Below are 18985 nucleotides of genomic sequence, written 5' to 3' on the forward strand. Positions count from 1 at the left end.
TTTGACCACGCCCGCGCAGATCGCCAACCCGGCCGGGCTGGCAAGCCAGGCGGCCGCCGTGAGCCAGGCCGCCGCGGCCACCACTGTCGAGCAGGTGGGCCTGGGCAATCTGATCACCAACGTGCCAGGGGCGGTCATGGGTCTGGCATCCCCGGCGGCATCACTGGTCGATGCGACCGGGCTGAGCACCCTGGTTCAGGACATCAGCAGCGTGCTGGGGACACCCTTCCTGCAGAACGCCATCAACGGTGCGGTCAACACCGCGGCATGGTTCGTCATGGCGGCCATCCCCAATTCGGTCTTCCTCGGCCACACCCTCAACGCCATCGAGACCGCGGGCGCGCCCGTGGCTGCCGATCTTGCCCCAGCCCTCGCGCCCGCGGCGGGCCTAAGGCATGCGGTGGCGCCGTTGAGCTTCGGCGGGGCCGGCGTTGAGGCGGGTCTGGGGCAGGCCGCCGGGGTGGGCAAGTTGTCGGTTCCGGTCGGTTGGTCCAGCGCCGCGCCCGCGCTGACCTCTGGCACCACGGCGCTGGACGGCAGCGGCTGGGCCGTACCCGAGGAATCCGGGCCAATAGCGGCGATGCCGGGTGGACCGGGAATGGCAGTAGCAGGCAAGGGCGGGGGCTTTGCCGGGCCACGCTATGGATTCAAACCCACCGTCATGCCCAAGCAAGTTGTCGTGTGATCCCCACTGACCTGAAAAACCGACGGGACTCATGACTCTGCTAATCGCGAACCGCGGTGAGATTGCGCTGCGAATCATCCGCACGGCAAATGAATTGGGAATCGCGACGGTGGCGGTGTATGCCGAAGACGACGCCGAGACCCCACACGTGCACGCTGCCGATGAGGCGATCGGTTTGCCTGGCAAGGGCGCATCCGCCTACCTGGACCGAGCGGCGATCCTCGCGGCGGCCGCGAAGGCCGGGGCCCGCCTGATCCATCCTGGCTACGGATTTCTCAGCGAGAACTCCGAATTTGTGTGGGCTTGCACGGCCGCGGGCTACACGTTTGTCGGGCCGGACGCCGACGTACTGGACCTGGTGGGCAACAAGGTCTCTGCCCGTGGCGTCGCGACTGCCGCCGGAGTGCCGGTGTTGGCCGCGACCGAAGGGCCGAGCAGCGTCGAGGACGTCCGTGCCTTCTTCGCTGACCAGGATGGCGGCATCATGATCAAGGCGCTGGCCGGCGGTGGCGGCCGCGGAATGCGCAAGGTCGAGTGCGGTGACCAGATCGACAACGCATACTGGCAGTGCGCGGCCGAAGCGCAACTCGGATTCGGCAATCCCGCGCTGTTCGCTGAGGCGTTGCTGCACAACGCGCGCCACATCGAGGTCCAGGTGGTCGCCGCCCCCGTCGGGCACCAAACACGTGCCCTGGCTCTTGGTGACCGGGACTGCAGTATCCAGCGGCGCTACCAGAAGCTGGTTGAAATAGCGCCAGCCCAGCAACTTTCGGACCTGCTGCGGCGTCAGCTGCATCAGGCCGCCGCGCGGTTGTGTGCCAGGGTAGGCCTGCGCGGGGTGGCCACGGTCGAATTCTTGGTTGCGGGGGACAAGTTCGTCTTTCTCGAGATCAATCCGCGAATTCAGGTGGAACACACCATCACCGAAGAGGTCACCGGGGTGGACCTGGTGGCCGCACAGTTGGCGATCGCCGGCGGCGCCTCCTACTATGAACTGGGTCATCAGCTCGGACTACCCGCCGGTATCGCCTCTGACGGCAGTGAAGTCATCGGCGAGCCCGCCGTGCGCCGCGGGATCGCCATCCAGACCCGGATCAACATGGAGACCCTCGCCGCTGACGGCTCGGTCTCGCCCGCTACCGGCACCCTGAACGTGTTCTCGCCGCCAAGCGGTCCGGGCGTGCGGGTCGATACCTATGGCCGGCCAGGCCTGGTCCCCAGCCCGCTCTACGACTCGCTGCTGGCCAAGGTGATCACCCACGTACACGGTTCTTCGTTTCCGGCAGCGTTGCGCAAGGCCCGGACCGTGTTGTCCGATTTCAGCATCGAGGGCATCGCGACCAACGCCGGTCTGTTGCGGGAAGTGCTCTCGGATGAGCGTCTTGTGTCCGGAGTGGTGCCGACGACCTTCCTCGACGAGATACTCCCGGCGCTGTTAGAGGCGGCGCAGTCGCAGCAGCGCGAGGTCCGTGTGGTGGCCCTCGAGTTGTACCCCGGTGAACAGGCGCTGCGCGCCCAAATGGCGGGCACCGTCGTCGAGGTTCCGCCCGAGGGCGTCGATATCGGCGCCGGTGACCAACTGGTGGTTCTGGAAGCGATGAAAATGCAGCATGTGCTGGCGGCGCCGCATCGGCTTCACACGGTCCGGATACTGGTGACGCCCGGTCAGGTCGTTGCGACGGGCGACCCGCTAGTAGTCTTCTGCCGCACCGATGCTGGAGAAGACGTCGAATCATCGTTGGCGGCCGTCGATCTGGATCGCTCGCGGGCCGATCTCGAGGAGGTCCGGGCGCGCCACCGGCTGACTCTGGACGAGGGCAGGGAACTCGCCGTCGGCAAGCGGCACAAGCAAGGCCGACGCACGGCGCGGGAGAACATCGCCGACCTGGTGGATGCCGGAAGCTTCGTCGAATACGGTGCACTGGCGATCGCGGCGCAACGCAGCCGGCGCTCCGAGCAAGACCTGATCGTGAGCACTCCGGCCGACGGCCTGGTGGCCGGGCTGGCAACCATCGGCGCGGATCGCTTCGGAAGCAACGCCGCCGAGGCGGTGGTGGTGTCCTATGACTACACCGTGCTGGCCGGAACCCAAGGCATGCGCAACCACGCCAAGACCGATCGTGTCTTCGGACTGGCCGCTCGAAAACGGATTCCGGTCGTGCTGTTTGCCGAGGGCGGTGGTGGCCGGCCGGGGGACACCGACCTCGGCAACATTTCCGGACTCGATGTGCCGACCTTCCGGATGCTGGTCGGACTCAGCGGGCGGGTGCCGTTGGTGTCGATCGTTTCCGGCCGCTGCTTCGCCGGCAATGCCGCACTCGACGGAGTATGCGACGTGATCATTGCGACCCCGGACGCCAACATCGGGATGGGTGGTCCCGCAATGATCGAGGGCGGTGGGCTCGGGGTGTACCCCCCGGAGGCGATCGGCCCGATCGATGTTCAACGACGAAACGGCGTGGTAAGTCTGGTCGCCCGCGACGAAGCCCATGCGGTGTCGCTTGCCAAACGGTATCTCGGCTACTTCCAGGGCAAGGTCGAGGGTTGGCAGGCGCCGGATCCGCGGTTGGCCCGCCAGGTGGTGCCGGAGAATCGGTTGCGCGCCTACGATGTTCACCGTGCGATCGAGTCCATTGTGGACGTCGGTTCGGTATTGGAGTTGCGCGCCGACTATGGGGTGGGCATCGTCACCGCACTCGTTCGGATCGAGGGTGTTGCCTACGGTTTGATCGCCAATAGCAGTCACCACCTCGGTGGTGCCATCGATGCCGAAGCATCGGACAAGGCGACCGACTTCCTCATGCTCTGCGAATCGTTTCGGTTTCCGGTGATCTCACTGTGTGACACGCCCGGGTTCATGGTTGGGCCAGACGCGGAAACGCAGGCCTCGGTCCGCCGGTTCGGCCGGATGTTTCTGGCCGGCGCACGGTTGACGGTGCCGCTCGGAATGATCATCTTGCGCAAGGGATATAGGCTGGGAGCCATGGCGATGGCCGGCGGCTCCTTTCATGCCCCCGAATTCACCATCGCCTGGCCCACCGGGGAGATCGGCGGCATGGGCTTGGAAGGGGCGGTCCGCCTTGGCTTTAGCAAAGAACTCGCGGCGGCCGCCGACGACATCGAGCGCCAAGAACTCTTCGATCGTCTTGTTCAGGCCGCCTACCAACACGGCAAAGCGCTACGGTCGGCCACCACATTCGAACTGGATGACGTGATAGACCTGGCAGAGTCCCGGGCCTGGATCACCAGACTGCCGGGACGCTGACGGTTCGCGCGGCTGGTTATCCGTGGCCGGAGCCGCAACCGACGCCGGGGATGCAGCCCTGGCCGCCCGGCACGCCACCGGGTCCGGAGAACTGGCCTCCGGAGCCGCAACCGACGCCGGGGATGCAGCCTTGGCCGCCCGGTCCGCCGCCGGGGCCACCGTTGACCCCTCCGGATCCGCAGTTGCCGTTGCTGTCGCAGCCGCTGCCGCCGGGCTGTTCGGTGGCGAGGAAAGTGATTGCTGTGGTGGCCGCTGCCGGGCCGGCCGCCGCGACGGCATCGGCTGTGACAACCGGCGCTGCGGCGATCGCAGTAGCGACAGCCCCAGCCACCACCAGTGGTTTGATGAGGTGTGATTTCGCTAACATCCTTATCGCATACCACGCGCGCGCCTGCCCGAAACATGGCAGCAGGGATTGAGTGCAACAGGTGCCCGTCAACGATGTTATTGACTGAGTCCGGCTCACCGACAACCGAAGGCACACCACGATGACCTCACTGGATCTGACCGGCCGCACCGCGATAATCACCGGAGCCTCAAGGGGTATCGGGTTGGCCATCGCACAACGTCTCGCCGGCGCGGGCGCCAACGTGGTGCTCACCGCGCGCAAGCAGGAGTCCGCCGACGCCGCCGCCGCTGAGGTGGGTGAGCGGGCGGTGGGCGTCGGCGCTCACGCGGTCGATGAGGAGGCTGCGCGAGGGTGCGTCGACCTCGCGCTCGAGCGCTTCGGCAGCGTGGACATCCTGATCAACAACGCGGGAACCAACCCGGCCTACGGTCCGCTGATCGGGCAGGACCATGCCCGGTTCACCAAGATTTTCGATGTCAACCTGTGGGCCCCGCTGATGTGGACCTCGCTGGTGGTCAAGGCCTGGATGGGCGAACACGGCGGCGTCGTGATCAATACCGCCTCGATCGGCGGAATGCACCAATCGCCGGCCATGGGGATGTACAACGCCACCAAGGCCGCCCTGATCCATGTGACCAAGCAGCTCGCGCTGGAACTTTCACCGCGGGTGCGCGTCAATGCGATCTGCCCCGGTGTGGTGCGCACCAAGCTCGCCGAAGCGCTGTGGAAAGACCACGAGGACCCGCTGGCGGCCAACATCGCGCTCGGACGGATCGGGGAACCGGTGGATGTCGCCGAAGCCGTCGGCTTTTTGGTGTCGGACGCGGCGAGCTGGATCACCGGCGAGACCATGGTGATTGACGGCGGTCTGCTGCTCGGCAGCGCGGCGGGTTTCCAGTCCCGGCCGGGCAGCGCCTCGTGACGGCCGCCGACGACCTGCAATCGCGGGTCCAGACTCTGCTCGACGCGCACCCCCCGGCCACGAGTGACCCGCGCGAGTTTCTCGGTGCACGATTTGACGCCGGGCTGGCCTGGGTGCATTTTCCGGTCGGGTTCGGCGGGCTCGACCTGCCGCACACCTACCAGGCGCAGGTCGACAAGCAGCTGGCCGCCGCCGGTGCACCGCCGGCCGGCGGCGGGCGAAACATCATCGGCATCGGCATGGCGGCACCGACCATTGCCGCGTTCGGCACCGCGGAGCAGAAACAGAAGTTCTTGCGCCCGTTGTTCACCGGAGAGCATCTCTACTGCCAGTTGTTCAGCGAGCCCGGGGCCGGATCCGACTTGGCCGCCGCGGCAACCCGCGCCGTTCGCGATCCACACCGGCCCCAGGACTGGATTGTCAACGGGCAAAAGGTATGGACGTCGATGGCGCAACATGCGCAAATGGCGATCCTGGTCGCGCGAACCGACCCCGACGTGCCCAAACACGCCGGTTTGACCTATTTACTGTGCGACATGACCCAACCGGGGATCGACATCCGGCCACTGCGCCAGATCACCGGCGAAGCGGAGTTCAACGAGGTGTTCCTGACCGACATCCGGGTGCCCGACGCGAACCGGCTTGGTCCCGAAGGCGGTGGCTGGCGGGTGGCGACCACCACTCTCAACAACGAGCGCGTCGCTATCGGCTCCCGAACCGGTGTCCCGCGGGAGGGCGGCATGATCGGCAAGGTCACCGAAGCGTGGCGCGCCGAACCGGCGCTGCGCAACCCGGCGATGCACGACGACATGATGCGGCTGTGGGTCGAGGCGGAGGTGCTGCGGCTGGCCGGTGAACGGCTGCGCCAGCAGGCCGCCTCGGGTCAGCCCGGGCCGGAGGGGGCGGGCATGAAGGTGGCGTTTGCCCGGCTCGCGCAACAGATCTCGGGCTTCGAACTGGAATTACACCCCGAATCCGGTCTGCAGTACGACGACTGGACGCTGCGCAGACCCGACACGGTTGATCTCACCGGACGCGGGCCCGGTTACCGCTACCTGCGGGCTCGCGGTAACTCGATCGAGGGAGGCACCTCAGAAATCCTGCGCAACACCATCTCCGAGCGGGTCCTGGGATTGCCCGGCGAACACCGCGTGGACAAGACCCTCGCCTGGAAGGACCTGGACCGATGAGCACCGGGGACTTGCTGTACTCCGACACCGAGGAAGCGCTGCGGGCCAGCGTTGGGCAGTTGTTCGCCGAGCGCTGCCCGCCCGAATCGGTGGTGGCCGCCTACGACTCGCCTTCGGCGGACTTCGCCAAGCTGTGGCGCACGCTGGCCGCCGAGCTCGGGGTCGCGGGTTTGCTGGTGCCCGAGTCCCTTGGTGGGGCCGGCGCCAGCGCGCGCGAGGCGGCGGTGGTCATGGAGGAAGTCGGCTGGGCGGTAGCGCCGGTCCCGTTCCTGTCCAGTGCGGTACTGGCCACCGTCGCGTTGCTGCATTCCGGGGAGACCGAGACCCTCTCGGAGCTGGCGCAGGGTGAGCTCACCGCGGCCCTGGTGGTGCCGTTGGCCACGGCGCCGGGTGACCCCGTTGCCGGGGTGAGTCGTGGCAGCGCTGGGCTGTCCGGGCGAGTCTGCGGCGTGGCGGGTGCCCGGGAGGCCGACGTGCTGGTGGTGCCGGTCGCCGGGGCCGACGGAGTGGAACTGCATACGGTGCGCGCCAATGCGCCCGGCGTCGAGATAGTGCCGTTGCTGGCCTTCGATATGACCAGACCGCTTGCCGACGTTGTGTTTTCGGGGGCCGCGTCCGCACCGGTCGGTCTCGGCTCGGCGGAGGCCGCGCTGGCTGAGGCGTTGCAGACAGGTGCCGCGCTGCTGGCCTCCGAGCAGCTCGGGATTGCGCAGTGGTGCTTTGACACCACGCTGGCTTACACGAAGCAGCGCAAACAGTTCGGCCGTGCCATCGGTTCCTATCAAGCGATCAAACACCGGCTGGCGGACCTGTGGCTGGAAGTCGGCTCAGCGCGGGCCGCGGCCCGCTACGGCGCCGACACCTGTGCTCGCGGTGATGAGGACGCGGCGATTGCGGCGGCGATCGCCGCGGCCTACTGCGGTGATGTCGCGGTGCACGCCGCTGAGGAGTGTGTGCAACTACATGGAGGCATCGGGATGACCTGGGAATATCCGGCCCATCTCTACCTGAAGCGAGCCAAGAGCGACCAGTTGGCGCTCGGCACCGCGTATCGCCACCGCGGTCGACTGGCCAAGCTGGTCAACCTCCCGGTGAGCTGAATCCTGCGGCGGGGCCGGGGGCCTAGCGGGACAGCGTCGCGGCGAACAGGTCGGTCATCGCGGTCCAGTGCCGCTGCGCGCAGGCTTCGTCGTAGGGCGGGTTATCGGGAACCGCGAACCCGTGCGCGCCCGGGTACCACTCGATGGTGTGCTCGACACCCGCAGCCGTCAGCGCCTTCTCCAATTGTTCGGCGTGGTCGGTGGTGAACGACGGGTCGTTTGTGGCGCCGCCCACATACAGCCTGGCGGTCATCCGGTCGGCCAACAGATGCGGGCTGTCGGGATTGTCGGTCACCAGGCCACCGCCGTGAAAGGACGCCGCGGCGGCCACCCGGTCCGGCTGCCGGCCGGCCAGCAGCACCGAGATCCGCCCACCCATGCAGTAGCCGCATACACCGAAACGCTCGCCGCTCACCTGCGGGCGAGTGGCCAGGTAGTCGAAGTATGCGCCCGCGTCGCGGGTGACTCGGTCCGGCGTCAGGGTTCCGAGCATGAACATGAGTCGAGCGCGCTCGTCCGCGTCGCCGAACACCGTTTCCATGGCGAACGGCGTCCAATCGCCCTCGCGGTAGTACACATCGGGCAGCAGCACGACGTAGCCGTGGCCGGCCAATGTGGCCGCCATCTGCTCGAAGGTCTCGCGCACCCCGCCGGCGTCGGGAAACATGATCACGCCTGGCCAGGGACCCGGGCCGGCAGGAGTGAACAAACGGACCGGGCAGGTGCCGTCGGGAGTGGAGACGCTGTCACTGATTATCGGCATGGCACCCGTTCTACTCCTGCTAGATCGCCCCAGCTTCGGCGGCGCCGTCGCGCCGTGCCTGGCTTCGTTGGGCTCGCGATCACCGCTAAGCTGACCGCGTGCCGATCGCGACGCCTTACGAGGATCTGTTGCGCAGGGTGCTCGAAACGGGCACCGCCAAATCCGACCGCACCGGCACCGGGACCCGCAGCCTGTTCGGCCAGCAGATCCGGTACGACCTCGGTTGCGGTTTCCCCTTGCTGACCACCAAGAAGGTGCACTTCAAGTCGGTCGTTTATGAGTTGCTGTGGTTTCTGCGCGGCGACTCCAACGTGGGCTGGTTGCAGCAGCACGGTGTGACCATCTGGGACGAATGGGCCAGCGAAACAGGCGATCTCGGCCCAATCTACGGAGTTCAGTGGCGATCCTGGCCGACTCCGTCGGGTGAGCACATCGACCAGATCAGTGCCGCATTGGAACTGCTGCGTACCGACCCCGATTCGCGGCGCATCATCGTGTCGGCCTGGAATGTCGGCCAGATCCCGCAAATGGCGCTGCCGCCGTGTCACGCCTTTTTCCAGTTCTACGTCGCCGACGGCCGCCTGAGCTGCCAGCTGTATCAGCGCAGTGCCGACCTGTTTCTGGGGGTGCCTTTCAACATCGCCAGCTACGCCCTGCTCACCCACATGATGGCCGCTCAGGCCGGTCTTTCGGTCGGCGAGTTCATCTGGACCGGCGGCGATTGCCACATCTATGACAACCACGTCGAACAGGTCACCGAGCAACTGCGTCGCGAGCCTCGGCCCTATCCGAAACTAATCTTGTCGCAACGGGATTCGATCTTCGACTATACCTACGAGGACGTCGTCGTGCAGGATTATGATCCCCATCCCGCGATCAAAGCTCCCGTCGCTGTATGAGGCGCAGATGACGTCGGTGGGCCTGATCTGGGCTCAGTCCACCTCCGGGGTCATCGGCCGTGATGGCGGCATCCCGTGGCGACTGCCCGAGGATCTCGCGCACTTCAAACGGCTCACCATGGGGCACACCGTGGTGATGGGCCGCCGGACCTGGGACTCCCTGCCCGCCGCCCACCGGCCACTGCCAGGCCGGCGAAATGTCGTAGTGACCCGCCAGACTGGTCTGGTGGCGCACGGAGCGCAGGTGGTGGGTTCCCTCGAGCAGGCGTTGTGTCCGGCCGAGCCGGATGCCGAGACATGGGTGATCGGTGGCGCCCAGATCTACGCGCTGGCGCTGCCCCTGGCGAACAGGTGTGAAGTCACCGAGGTCGACGTCGACTTACCGCCCGAGGACGAGGACGCCCTGGCCCCCGTGCTCGACCAGACCTGGGCTGGCACCTCGGGGGAGTGGCTGGTCAGCCGCTCGGGACTGCGATACCGGATGCACAGCTACCGCCGACTATGAGCACCTTGACCGTTGCCCAGGCCCGCCGGGTGGCGGTCGCCGCACAGGGGTTCGCCGAACCCAAGCCGGCCGGCCGGATCAACAAGGCACACCTGAGGCGGCTGATCTCCCGGATCCAGGTGCTGCAGCTGGATTCGGTGTCGGTGTCGGTGCGCGCCCACTACGCGCCGGTGTTCAGCCGGCTCGGGCCCTACGACCGGGAGGTGCTGGACCGGGTCGCGTGGGGCCCGCCCTCGTCGCGGCTGCTCGCCGAATACTGGGCGCACGAGGCCGCGCTGATGGCCGTCGAAGACTGGCCGTTGCTGCGCTGGCGGATGCGGCAGTACCGGCACGGCAGGTGGGGCACCGAGATCGTCAAGGCCAACCCGCGCCTGGTGGACGACGTCGTTGCCGCTGTTGCCGAACTCGGCCCGTCCAGCGCGGGACAGATCGAAGCTCACCTGGCAGCGGAGCCGCGCGGGGGCCAGGGGCCCTGGTGGAATCGCAGCGACACCAAATGGGTTGCCGAGGCGTTGTTCGCGTCCGGCGTGCTCACCACCGCCACCCGGTTGGGCTTCGCTCGTCACTACGACCTGGTGGAAAGGGTGTTGCCGCCCGAAGTGCTGGCCCGGCAGGTCGACGATGACGAGGCGGTTCGCGAACTCGTATTGCGGGCGGCCTCCGCGCTGGGGGTGGGGACCGAGGCCGACATCCGCGACTACTTCCGGCTGTCCGCGCAGCAGGTCAAGCCCGCGCTCGCCGATCTGGTAGCCGCCGGTGAGGTCGAGCCGGTGCAGGTGCAGGGTTGGTCGGCCCCGGCATATCTGCGGGCGGGCCGATCCCTGCCACGACGTGATCGCGGCACCGCACTGTTGTGTCCGTTTGACCCGCTGATCTTTTTCCGGCCCCGGGTGCAGCGCCTGTTCGACTTTCACTACCGCATCGAGATCTACACCCCGGCCGCCCAACGCCAATACGGCTACTACGTCTGGCCGCTGCTGCTGGACGGGCAGCTGGTGGGACGGGTGGACCTCAAGGCCGACCGTTCCACCGACACCCTGCTGGTGGTGGGCGCGTTCGCCGAACCCGACGCATCGGGGCCGCGGGTCGCCGCGGCACTCGCCGGTGAGTTGGCGTCGATGGCGCCGTGGCTGGGATTGAGCGGGGTCAGCGTGTCCGGACGGGGTGATCTGGCCGGGGAGCTGGCGATCGCCGTCAGGCGGACCGGCTGATGGCACCGTCGACGATGAAAGAGCTCAAAGACACGCTCTGGAAAGGCGCCGAGAAGCTGCGCGGGTCCATTCCGGCCAGCCAGTACAAAGACGTCATTCTCGGCCTGGTCTTTCTCAAGTTCGTTTCCGATGCCCGAGACGGGCGCAAGCCATTCGTGGTGCCCCCCGAAGCGCGCTGGGAAGCGTTGGCCGGCAATGCGAAATCACCGGACATCGGCCAGCTCATCGACACGGCGATGCTGTCGGTAATGACGGCCAATCCGTCGCTGGCCGCGACCCTGCCGCAGCTGTATCACAAGGTCGATCAGCGGCGGCTCGGCGAACTGGTCGAGGTGCTCGGCGCGGCGCGATTCAGTGGCCGGCCAAGTCATCGCGCGCGTGACCTGATGGGTGAGGTGTACGAATACTTCCTCGGCAACTTCGCGCGCGCGGAGGGACGACGCGGCGGCGAATTCTTCACCCCACCCAGCGTCGTTCGAGTGATCGTGGAGATTCTCGAACCCTCGAGCGGTCGGATCTATGACCCGTGCTGCGGATCGGGCGGGATGTTCGTGCAAACCGAGCGCTTCATCTGCGCCCACGACGGGGACCCCGCGCAGATATCGATCTACGGTCAGGAGAGCGTCGAGCAGACCTGGCGGATGGCAAAGTTGAACCTGGCCGTCCATGGGATCGATGATGCGGGCCTGGGCGCGCGTTGGGGCGACACCTTCGCCACCGACCAACACGACGGCGTGCCGATGGACTACGTGATGGCCAATCCGCCCTTCAACATCAAGGATTGGGCCCGCGACGAACAGGACCCGCGTTGGCGGTTCGGCACTCCGCCCGCCGCAAATGCGAACTTCGCCTGGATTCAGCACATCCTGTCCAAGCTCGCGCCGACAGGTCAGGCCGGGGTGGTGATGGCCAATGGCTCGATGTCATCGAAAACCAATGGAGAGGACAGGATTCGCGCTGGAATCATTGATGCAGACCTGGTCTCATGCATGGTCGCCCTGCCGACGCAGCTGTTTCGCAGTACCGGAATTCCGGTGTGTCTGTGGTTCTTCGCCAAGGACAAGAAAGCTCGTTCGGGCCAGGTGCTGTTCATCGACGCGCGCGGGCTCGGGAGCATGTTGGACCGCTGCGAGCGAACCCTGACCGATGACGACGTAGCCCGCATCGGCGATACCTATCACGGCTGGTTCGGATCCGCATCAGCCGTCGCGAAAGGTGCTGTTTACCAGGATATTCCGGGATTTTGCAGGCCGGCATCGTTGGATGAGATCCGCGCCGAGGGGTACGTGCTCACGCCGGGGCGCTATGTGGGGACTGGAGCGTCCTGTGCTGACGGCGAACCGATCGGCGACAAACTCACAAGGTTGACCACCCAGTTGCTGGCCGCGCTGGATGAATCGACAAAACTGGACGAGGCGGTGCGTGCGCAGTTGGGGCGGGTGCGGTGGAGGTGAGGCTCGGCGAGCACCTCGAATTCCGCAGCGGCAGTTGCTCTCCGCCGCGACGCGCCCGGGGCCGGGTTTCCGTATACGGTGCGAACGGGCCGATCGGCTTCGCGGCCGAACACAACGTCAGCGGTCCGCTGATTGTGGTGGGGCGCGTTGGATCCTATTGCGGCAGTGTGCGCTACTGCGACTCCGATGTCTGGGTCACCGATAACGCCTACGTTTGCCGTGCCAATGACCCTGCGGAAACCCGGTACTGGTATTACGCACTGCAGACGTGCCGGCTCAATGAACACCGGGCGGGATCCGGACAGCCGTTGCTGAATCAGCGGACTCTTCGCGAGGTCTCGGTCCACGTTGCCCAAGCACCTGAGCGTCGGCGAATCGCCGAGGTGCTAGGCGCCCTGGACGACAAGATCGCCAACAACGAGCGGGTCATCGAGGCCGCCGAGGCCCTGATGGTCGCGATGGTCGGGTCGGTCGATGCGCGCGTCGGGCTGTCGGGCCTGGCGCGCCGGTCGACGAAGTTGGTCAATCCCGCTGACTTCGACGACGTTGTTGCCCATTTCAGCCTTCCCGCCTTTGATGCGGGGGCGCACGCCCGGCCGGTTGCCGGGGCATCGGTCAAAAGCGGCAAGTTCCACTTGTCCGAACCCTGTGTGCTGTTCGCGAAACTGAACCCCCGAGTACCGCGAATCTGGAACGTGGTGCGCCTGCCGCCCCAGATGGCGCTGGCCAGCTGCGAGTTCGTCGTATTGAGCCCGTTCGGGGTGGATACCTCGGTGCTGTGGTCGGCGCTGCGTCAGCCCGAAGTCTCAACCTCGCTGGCACAGCTGGTCGCCGGAACATCGGGAAGTCACCAGCGCATCGGGCCCAAAGACCTGCTCGACCTTCAGGTGCCAGACGTCCGGCGCTTGGGAGCCGCCCAGTCCGCGACGATCACCGATCTGGGCGCGTTGTGTCATGCCCGCCGTGGCCAGTGCGCGCAGCTGGCCGCGCTGCGCGACGCGCTGCTACCGGGATTGGTCACCGGCGAGGTCGCCGTCAGTGGGGGAGAGCTCCTCCTCGCGTCGCCGCTCGGCACGCCTTAAGGTGAGCGCCGTGGCCGAGACTGCGCCGCTACGCGTACAGCTGATCGCCAAGACCGAGTTCTTGGCGCCCCCCGACGTGCCCTGGACCACCGACGCCGACGGAGGCGAGGCGCTGGTCGAGTTCGCCGGTCGCGCCTGCTACCAGAGCTGGTCCAAGCCCAACCCCAAGACCGCGACCAACGCCGGTTACCTGCGCCACATCATCGACGTCGGGCACTTTGCCGTGCTCGAGCACGCCAGTGTGTCGTTCTACATCAGCGGCATCTCGCGATCGTGCACCCACGAGCTGATCCGGCACCGCCACTTCTCCTACTCGCAGCTATCCCAGCGCTACGTGCCCGAAGGTGACTCGCGGGTCGTCGTGCCGCCGGGGTTGGAGGACGATCCCGAGCTGCGCGAAATCCTGATCGCCGCCGCCGACGCCAGCCGTGCCACCTACATCGAACTGCTGACCAAGCTGGAAGCCAGGTTCGCTGACCAGCCCAACGCCGTCCTGCGGCGCAAACAGGCTCGCCAGGCCGCTCGTGCCGTGCTCCCCAACGCGACCGAAACCCGGATCGTGGTCAGCGGTAATTACCGAGCGTGGAGGCACTTCATAGCCATGCGGGCCAGCGAGCATGCCGATGTGGAGATCCGGCGGCTGGCCATCGAGTGCCTGCGTCAGCTCGTCGCGGTGGCGCCAGCGGTGTTCGCCGACTTCGAGGTCACGACCCTGGCCGACGGCAGCGAGGTCGCCACCAGCCCGCTGGCCACCGAGTTCTGAGTCCGGCCCTGGCGCGAGGGTGCGTATCCGGGCAGCCTTCGCGGCGTGTCGGCGGACAAACACGCACGCTTGCGCCGGTGCAAAAAAGATTGCTGCCGCCAGGTAATCTTGGGAACCGTGAGCACCGTCGGATTCGACGTTCCCGCACGCCTGGGAACACTGCTGACCGCGATGGTGACACCATTCGGCTCCGACGGCGCCCTTGATCTTGCCGCGGCGGCGCGACTGGCGAATCACCTGGTGGACCAGGGGTGCGATGGACTGGTGGTTTCCGGTACCACCGGCGAGTCGCCCACTACCACCGACGACGAGAAGCGTGAGCTGCTCAGAGTCGTCTTGGAAGCGGTGGGCGACCGGGCTCGGGTGATTGCGGGGGCCGGCACCAATGACACCGCGCACAGCATTGGGCTGGCGAAGGCCGCTGCGGCCGAAGGCGCCCATGGTCTGTTGGTGGTGACCCCGTATTACTCCAAGCCGCCACAATCGGGGCTATTGGCGCACTTCACCGCGGTGGCCGATGCGACCGAGCTGCCCGTGCTGCTCTACGACATCCCCGGGCGGTCTGCGGTGCCGATCGAGTCCGAAACAATCCGCGCCCTGGCAAAGCACCCGAACATCGTCGGCGTCAAGGACGCCAAAGCGGACCTGCCCAGCGGTGCCCAGATCATGGCCGACACGGGACTGGCCTACTACTCCGGCGACGACGCCCTCAACCTGCCCTGGCTGGCCATGGGCGCCATCGGCTTCATCAGCGTGATCGGTCATCTGGCGGCTGGCCAGCTACGGGAGATGTTGTCGGCATTCAGTTCCGGGGACGTCGCCACCGCCCGCAAGATCAACGTCGCGGTCAGTCCGCTGTGCAACGCGATGACCCGACTGGGCGGGGTGACGCTGTCCAAGGCCGGCTTGCGGCTGCAAGGTATCGAGGTCGGTGACCCGAGGCTGCCGCAGGTCGCCGCCACCGCTGAGCAAATCGACGTGTTGGCCGCTGACATGCGCGCGGCCTCCGTGCTTCGGTGAATCCCAGGGTGAGTCGACGGTGAACGAAGAACTTCCCCCACCAGCGCCGTTGGCTTCCGGGGGGTTGCGGGTCACCGCGCTGGGCGGCATCAACGAAATCGGCCGCAACATGACGGTGTTCGAGCATCTGGGGCGGCTGCTGATCATCGACTGCGGCGTGCTGTTCCCGACCCACGACGAGCCGGGCGTCGATTTGATCCTGCCCGACCTGCGCCGTATCGAGGACCGCCTGGACGATATCGAGGCGCTGGTGCTCACGCACGCGCACGAGGACCACATCGGGGCTATCCCGTTCTTGCTCAGGTTGCGTCCGGACATCCCCATCGTCGGATCCAAGTTCACCCTGGCGCTGGTTGCGGCCAAGTGCCGCGAATACCGGATCAAACCGGTGTTCGTCGAGGTCGCGGAGGGGCAGAGCAGTCGACACGGCGTGTTCGAGTGCGAATACTTCGCCGTCAACCACTCCGTGCCGGATGCCCTTGCGATCGCCGTCTACACCGGCGCGGGAACCGTGCTGCACACCGGTGATATCAAGCTTGATCAGCTGCCCCTCGACGGTCGCCCCACCGACTTACCGGGCATGTCGCGCCTCGGCGATGCCGGTGTTGACCTGTTCCTGTGTGATTCGACCAACTCCGAGATCCCCGGTGTCGGGCCCTCCGAAAGCGAGGTGGGTCCCACCCTGCACCGGCTGATCAGGGGTGCCGACGGTCGGGTCATCGTGGCGTGTTTCGCCTCAAACGTCGACCGGGTGCAGCAGATCATCGACGCCGCGGTGGCACTGGGCCGGCGAGTTTCCTTCGTGGGGCGCTCCATGGTGCGCAACATGGGCATCGCCAGGGAACTGGGCTTTCTGCGGGTGGACGATTCCGATGTGATCGACATCGGTGCCGCCGAGATGATGCCGCCCGAACAGGTGTTGTTGATTACCACCGGCACCCAGGGCGAACCGATGTCGGCGTTGTCGCGGATGTCGCGCGGTGAGCACCGCAGCATCACGCTGACTGCCGGTGATCTCATCGTTTTGTCGTCGTCGCTGATCCCCGGCAATGAGGAAGCGGTTTTCGGCGTCATCGACTCGCTCTCCAAGATCGGCGCCAGGGTGGTCACCAACGCCCAAGCCCGGGTGCACGTTTCCGGCCATGCCTACGCCGGTGAGCTGTTGTTCCTGTACAACGGGGTGCGACCACGCAACGTCATGCCGGTGCACGGAACCTGGCGAATGCTTCGGGCCAACGCCAAGCTGGCCGCCAGCGCCGGGGTGGCGCCGGAGTCAATCCTGTTGGCGGAGAACGGGGTCAGCGTCGATCTGGTGGGGCGCAAGGCTTCGATCGCCGGTGCGGTCCCGGTTGGCAAGATGTTCGTCGACGGTTTGATCACCGGCGATGTCGGCGAAATCACCCTGGGCGAGCGGCTGATCCTGTCGTCGGGTTTTATCGCGGTGACCGTGGTCGTGCACCGGGGCACCGGGCGTCCCGCGGCTGTGCCGCATCTGCATTCGCGTGGATTCTCCGAAGACCCCAAGGCGCTGGAGCCCGCCGTGCGCAAGGTCGAAGCCGAGCTGGAATCTCTGGTTGCCGCCAACGTCACCGATCCGATCAGGATCGCGCAGGGGGTGCGCCGCACCGTCGGAAAATGGTTCGGTGAGACCTACCGCCGGCAGCCGATGATCGTGCCCACGGTCATCGAAGTCTGAGGACCGGCCGCTTCCGGCCCGGCTCAGAGTTTTTCGGCGTAGGCCGACCATTCGATCTGAGATGCGTTGAGCTTGCGGCCGGCCGGCTCGACATAGCGCTGGACGAGCTCGTCGGGCCCCGCCTGTTCCACCAGCCGCCAGCCGTATTCGGCAAGAAACTCGGGGAACTCGTCGGGCAGCAAGCCGAAATGCCACAGTTGACGCCGTTGGCGCACCGAGCGGTACAAGGTCCGGGTGCCGTAGCGATTGGTTCCGTCGATGAAGTCGCGGCGGACGTAGGTGAACACCAGGCGGCTGCCCGGTGCCGCCGCGCGCAGCCCCTCCAGGGTCCGCCGGACGGTCTCTTCGGTGAGGTATTGGGTGACGCCCTCGCAGATGAAGAACACCCGGAAGTCGGTGAGGTAGCCATGTTCGGCCAATGCGGTGAGCAGGTCGTCATGCTCAAAGTCCAACGCCACCAGCCGAACCGACAACGGTAGTTCGCCCAGCACCCGTCGCACCGTCTTGGCCTTGCGAGCGATGTTGACCGGCAGGTCCACCTCGAAGATCGGAATGCGCACCTTGCGGGTCAGTCGGTAGGCGCGGGTGTCCAGCCCGGCGCCCAGAATCGCCACCGCATCGACGTCGTCGAGCGCCTCGCCAAGTTTGTCGCCGATGAATCGTTTGCGGCAGGTCAGATTGACCCAGAGCCCGCTGCCGGACCACTCCGACCAGCGGATGAAGAGGCGCCGAATGCCGGCCGGCCGGGTCGCGCTGACCAGCCACCGCAGCGGTCTGGGCAGGAACAGATCCGCCAGGTCGTCGTCGACCAGGCGGTGCTCGGCGGGCTCGTTCTGTTCGACAGCCGACAGCACCATCGGGCCGAAGGCGGTCTGCGCAGCGGGATTTCGGGTCATCAACTACCTCTTGTTCACACAGCCGGCATCCACCGGCAGGGCGACGCCGGTGATGTAACGGGCCTCGTCGGACACCAGCCAGGCCAGCGCACCGGCGATGTCATCGGCTTGCAGGATCTGCACCGGCAGCGCGTTGCCCGCGCCGGGGCCGGAGCCGGTCTCGGCGACCAGGTCGGCGAGCCAGCGCCGGATGAACTCGTTGTTGATCATCGGGGTATCCACCCCGGATGGGTGTAGCGAGTTGACCCGGATGCTGTGCGGTGCAAGCAGGTTCGCGTATACGCGCATCAACCCGACCAACGCGTGTTTGGAGGCGGCGTAGCCGATGGCGCCGGCGTCCGCGTTGCTGATGCCAACCAATCCGGCCGCCGAGCTGATCAGAACGATCGACCCGCCCCGGCCCTGTTCGATCATGGTCGGTATCGCGACCTCGACCGTGTAGTAGGCGCCGCTGAGGTTGACGTCGATAACGTCACGCCAGGCGTCGTCGCCGGACTGCATCGGTGCGATACCGGCGTTGGCCACCACAATGTCGACCTGGCCCAATTCGTCGATCCCGGCTTGCAGCGCCGCGGCCAGTGCTTCCCGATCCCGGACGTCGGCCTGGCTGGCCACGATGCGGGCGCCGGTGTCCTCGACGAGCTTGACGGTGGTTGCCAATTCCTCGGCGGTGCCCAGCGGATACGGCACGCTGGCGATCTGGTCACACAGGTCGACCGCGATGACATCTGTGCCGTCGCGGGCCAGTCGAAGCGCATGCGCGCGACCCTGCCCGCGCGCCGCCCCGGTGATGAAGGCAACACGGCCGCTCAGTGGGCCGTCCAGTGGCCGGCTCATCACTGACGGAGTTGACCTTTGTCGGGATCTCCCGCGGGGATCGGCGCCAGCATCTTGATGTCCGGCGCCCCGGCCAGGTGTTCGCCGGCCGCGGTGAACATCTTGGCCACCGCGGGCGCGGTGCTATGGGCGGTCAGTGCCTCCGCGTCGGCCCACTGTTCGATGAAAACGAAGGTTTCGCCCGTTTGATGCAGCGAGTAGAGCTGGCAGCCGGGTTCGCCGTGCACCTCTTCGACCGCCGTGGTGAGGATGTCGCGGACGGCGTCGACCGACTCCGGCTTGACGGTCAGCGTGGCGACGACGACGGGCATGCTGGGACCTCCTGGGGAGACTGCGGCGGGTTTTTGG

The 18985-nt window shown here is 66.7% G+C and carries 18 protein-coding genes; 13 read left to right on the forward strand and 5 right to left on the reverse strand.

Translation table 11 applies throughout. The features are described 5' to 3' along the window. Nucleotides 1-277: 277 nt before the first annotated feature. Together MPSD_RS30740 and MPSD_RS09660 are read left to right on the forward strand one after the other, a co-directional pair. Nucleotides 278-685 (forward strand): PE/PPE C-terminal domain-containing protein, encoded by a 408-nt coding sequence (locus tag MPSD_RS30740; protein WP_412176902.1) that lies wholly within the window; start codon nucleotides 278-280, stop codon nucleotides 683-685. Nucleotides 686-716: 31 nt separating this feature from the next. After that, nucleotides 717-3950, forward strand: coding sequence for an acetyl-CoA carboxylase family protein (locus tag MPSD_RS09660; protein ID WP_086085010.1), 3234 nt, complete (start codon nucleotides 717-719; stop codon nucleotides 3948-3950). Nucleotides 3951-3966: 16 nt separating this feature from the next. On the opposite strand, the gene MPSD_RS09665 is transcribed toward MPSD_RS09660, so the two are convergent. Beyond that, a complete protein-coding gene (locus MPSD_RS09665) occupies nucleotides 3967-4296 on the reverse strand; it encodes a PE-PGRS family protein (protein ID WP_172900676.1) in 330 nt (109 codons plus the stop codon). A 142-nt stretch (nucleotides 4297-4438) separates the two neighbouring features. Between MPSD_RS09665 and MPSD_RS09670 the strand changes: the two genes are divergently transcribed. Genes MPSD_RS09670 through MPSD_RS09680 form a run of 3 tightly spaced genes read left to right on the forward strand, consistent with a single transcriptional unit; the run spans nucleotide 4439 to nucleotide 7511 of the window. After that, nucleotides 4439-5221, forward strand: a complete 783-nt coding sequence (locus MPSD_RS09670) for an SDR family oxidoreductase (RefSeq protein WP_020788017.1) — start codon at nucleotides 4439-4441, stop codon at nucleotides 5219-5221. Next, nucleotides 5218-6411 carry an acyl-CoA dehydrogenase family protein gene (locus MPSD_RS09675; RefSeq protein ID WP_015355293.1) on the forward strand — a complete coding sequence of 398 codons (1194 nt, stop codon included), beginning with the start codon at nucleotides 5218-5220 and terminating at the stop codon, nucleotides 6409-6411. Before MPSD_RS09670 ends, MPSD_RS09675 begins: the two co-directional genes overlap by 4 nt. Continuing rightward, nucleotides 6408-7511 (forward strand): acyl-CoA dehydrogenase family protein, encoded by a 1104-nt coding sequence (locus tag MPSD_RS09680; RefSeq protein ID WP_086085011.1) that lies wholly within the window; start codon nucleotides 6408-6410, stop codon nucleotides 7509-7511. The genes MPSD_RS09675 and MPSD_RS09680 overlap by 4 nt, the downstream gene beginning before the upstream one ends. A 22-nt stretch (nucleotides 7512-7533) precedes the next feature. On the opposite strand, the gene MPSD_RS09685 is transcribed toward MPSD_RS09680, so the two are convergent. After that, a complete protein-coding gene (locus tag MPSD_RS09685) occupies nucleotides 7534-8274 on the reverse strand; it encodes an alpha/beta fold hydrolase (protein WP_020788014.1) in 741 nt (246 codons plus the stop codon). A gap of 98 nt (nucleotides 8275-8372) precedes the next feature. Between MPSD_RS09685 and MPSD_RS09690 the strand changes: the two genes are divergently transcribed. The 8 genes from MPSD_RS09690 to MPSD_RS09725 all read left to right on the forward strand — a co-directional run bounded on the left by MPSD_RS09690 (nucleotide 8373) and on the right by MPSD_RS09725 (nucleotide 16904). Then, nucleotides 8373-9173: a thymidylate synthase gene (locus tag MPSD_RS09690; protein WP_015355295.1), complete on the forward strand. Its 801-nt coding sequence runs from the start codon at nucleotides 8373-8375 to the stop codon at nucleotides 9171-9173. 7 nt (nucleotides 9174-9180) lie between these two features. Further along, the gene (locus MPSD_RS09695) at nucleotides 9181-9678 is read left to right on the forward strand and encodes a dihydrofolate reductase (RefSeq protein ID WP_011740204.1); all 498 of its coding nucleotides are present in this window, start codon (nucleotides 9181-9183) and stop codon (nucleotides 9676-9678) included. Continuing rightward, nucleotides 9675-10889: a winged helix-turn-helix domain-containing protein gene (locus tag MPSD_RS09700; protein WP_020788012.1), complete on the forward strand. Its 1215-nt coding sequence runs from the start codon at nucleotides 9675-9677 to the stop codon at nucleotides 10887-10889. Before MPSD_RS09695 ends, MPSD_RS09700 begins: the two co-directional genes overlap by 4 nt. Next, nucleotides 10889-12343: a class I SAM-dependent DNA methyltransferase gene (locus MPSD_RS09705; RefSeq protein WP_086085012.1), complete on the forward strand. Its 1455-nt coding sequence runs from the start codon at nucleotides 10889-10891 to the stop codon at nucleotides 12341-12343. The genes MPSD_RS09700 and MPSD_RS09705 overlap by 1 nt, the downstream gene beginning before the upstream one ends. Beyond that, on the forward strand, nucleotides 12334-13425 hold the full coding sequence (locus MPSD_RS09710; protein ID WP_086085013.1) for a restriction endonuclease subunit S: 1092 nt from the start codon (nucleotides 12334-12336) through the stop codon (nucleotides 13423-13425). Before MPSD_RS09705 ends, MPSD_RS09710 begins: the two co-directional genes overlap by 10 nt. 10 nt (nucleotides 13426-13435) lie before the next feature. Then, entirely contained in the window at nucleotides 13436-14188 is a 753-nt protein-coding gene (gene thyX / locus MPSD_RS09715) for an FAD-dependent thymidylate synthase (RefSeq protein WP_020788010.1), read from the forward strand. A gap of 117 nt (nucleotides 14189-14305) precedes the next feature. Beyond that, the gene (gene dapA / locus MPSD_RS09720; protein ID WP_011740207.1) at nucleotides 14306-15208 is read left to right on the forward strand and encodes a 4-hydroxy-tetrahydrodipicolinate synthase; all 903 of its coding nucleotides are present in this window, start codon (nucleotides 14306-14308) and stop codon (nucleotides 15206-15208) included. 19 nt (nucleotides 15209-15227) lie between these two features. Next, the gene (locus tag MPSD_RS09725; protein WP_020788009.1) at nucleotides 15228-16904 is read left to right on the forward strand and encodes a ribonuclease J; all 1677 of its coding nucleotides are present in this window, start codon (nucleotides 15228-15230) and stop codon (nucleotides 16902-16904) included. Between the two features lie 23 nt (nucleotides 16905-16927). On the opposite strand, the gene MPSD_RS09730 is transcribed toward MPSD_RS09725, so the two are convergent. From MPSD_RS09730 to MPSD_RS09740, 3 genes are read right to left on the reverse strand one after another with little or no spacing between them, the layout of a single operon-like run. Then, nucleotides 16928-17800: an SAM-dependent methyltransferase gene (locus MPSD_RS09730; RefSeq protein WP_086085014.1), complete on the reverse strand. Its 873-nt coding sequence runs from the start codon at nucleotides 17798-17800 to the stop codon at nucleotides 16928-16930. A gap of 3 nt (nucleotides 17801-17803) precedes the next feature. Beyond that, on the reverse strand, nucleotides 17804-18637 hold the full coding sequence (locus MPSD_RS09735) for a mycofactocin-coupled SDR family oxidoreductase (protein ID WP_036426741.1): 834 nt from the start codon (nucleotides 18635-18637) through the stop codon (nucleotides 17804-17806). Beyond that, the gene (locus MPSD_RS09740; RefSeq protein WP_012393755.1) at nucleotides 18637-18948 is read right to left on the reverse strand and encodes a putative quinol monooxygenase; all 312 of its coding nucleotides are present in this window, start codon (nucleotides 18946-18948) and stop codon (nucleotides 18637-18639) included. Before MPSD_RS09740 ends, MPSD_RS09735 begins: the two co-directional genes overlap by 1 nt. Nucleotides 18949-18985: the final 37 nt, after the last annotated feature.

It is taken from the genome of Mycobacterium pseudoshottsii JCM 15466, from assembly GCF_003584745.1.
Taxonomy (GTDB): domain Bacteria; phylum Actinomycetota; class Actinomycetes; order Mycobacteriales; family Mycobacteriaceae; genus Mycobacterium; species Mycobacterium marinum.

Coding starts and splice junctions, on each gene's coding strand:
- MPSD_RS09670 (WP_020788017.1), top strand. CDS start 4,439: ATGACCTCACTGGATCTGACCGGCCGCACCGCGATAATCACCGGAGCC.
- MPSD_RS09740 (WP_012393755.1), bottom strand. CDS start 18,948: ATGCCCGTCGTCGTCGCCACGCTGACCGTCAAGCCGGAGTCGGTCGAC.
- MPSD_RS30740 (WP_412176902.1), top strand. CDS start 278: ATGGCGGCCATCCCCAATTCGGTCTTCCTCGGCCACACCCTCAACGCC.
- MPSD_RS09700 (WP_020788012.1), top strand. CDS start 9,675: ATGAGCACCTTGACCGTTGCCCAGGCCCGCCGGGTGGCGGTCGCCGCA.
- MPSD_RS09730 (WP_086085014.1), bottom strand. CDS start 17,800: ATGACCCGAAATCCCGCTGCGCAGACCGCCTTCGGCCCGATGGTGCTG.
- MPSD_RS09735 (WP_036426741.1), bottom strand. CDS start 18,637: ATGAGCCGGCCACTGGACGGCCCACTGAGCGGCCGTGTTGCCTTCATC.
- MPSD_RS09660 (WP_086085010.1), top strand. CDS start 717: ATGACTCTGCTAATCGCGAACCGCGGTGAGATTGCGCTGCGAATCATC.
- MPSD_RS09705 (WP_086085012.1), top strand. CDS start 10,889: ATGGCACCGTCGACGATGAAAGAGCTCAAAGACACGCTCTGGAAAGGC.
- MPSD_RS09695 (WP_011740204.1), top strand. CDS start 9,181: ATGACGTCGGTGGGCCTGATCTGGGCTCAGTCCACCTCCGGGGTCATC.
- MPSD_RS09685 (WP_020788014.1), bottom strand. CDS start 8,274: ATGCCGATAATCAGTGACAGCGTCTCCACTCCCGACGGCACCTGCCCG.
- MPSD_RS09680 (WP_086085011.1), top strand. CDS start 6,408: ATGAGCACCGGGGACTTGCTGTACTCCGACACCGAGGAAGCGCTGCGG.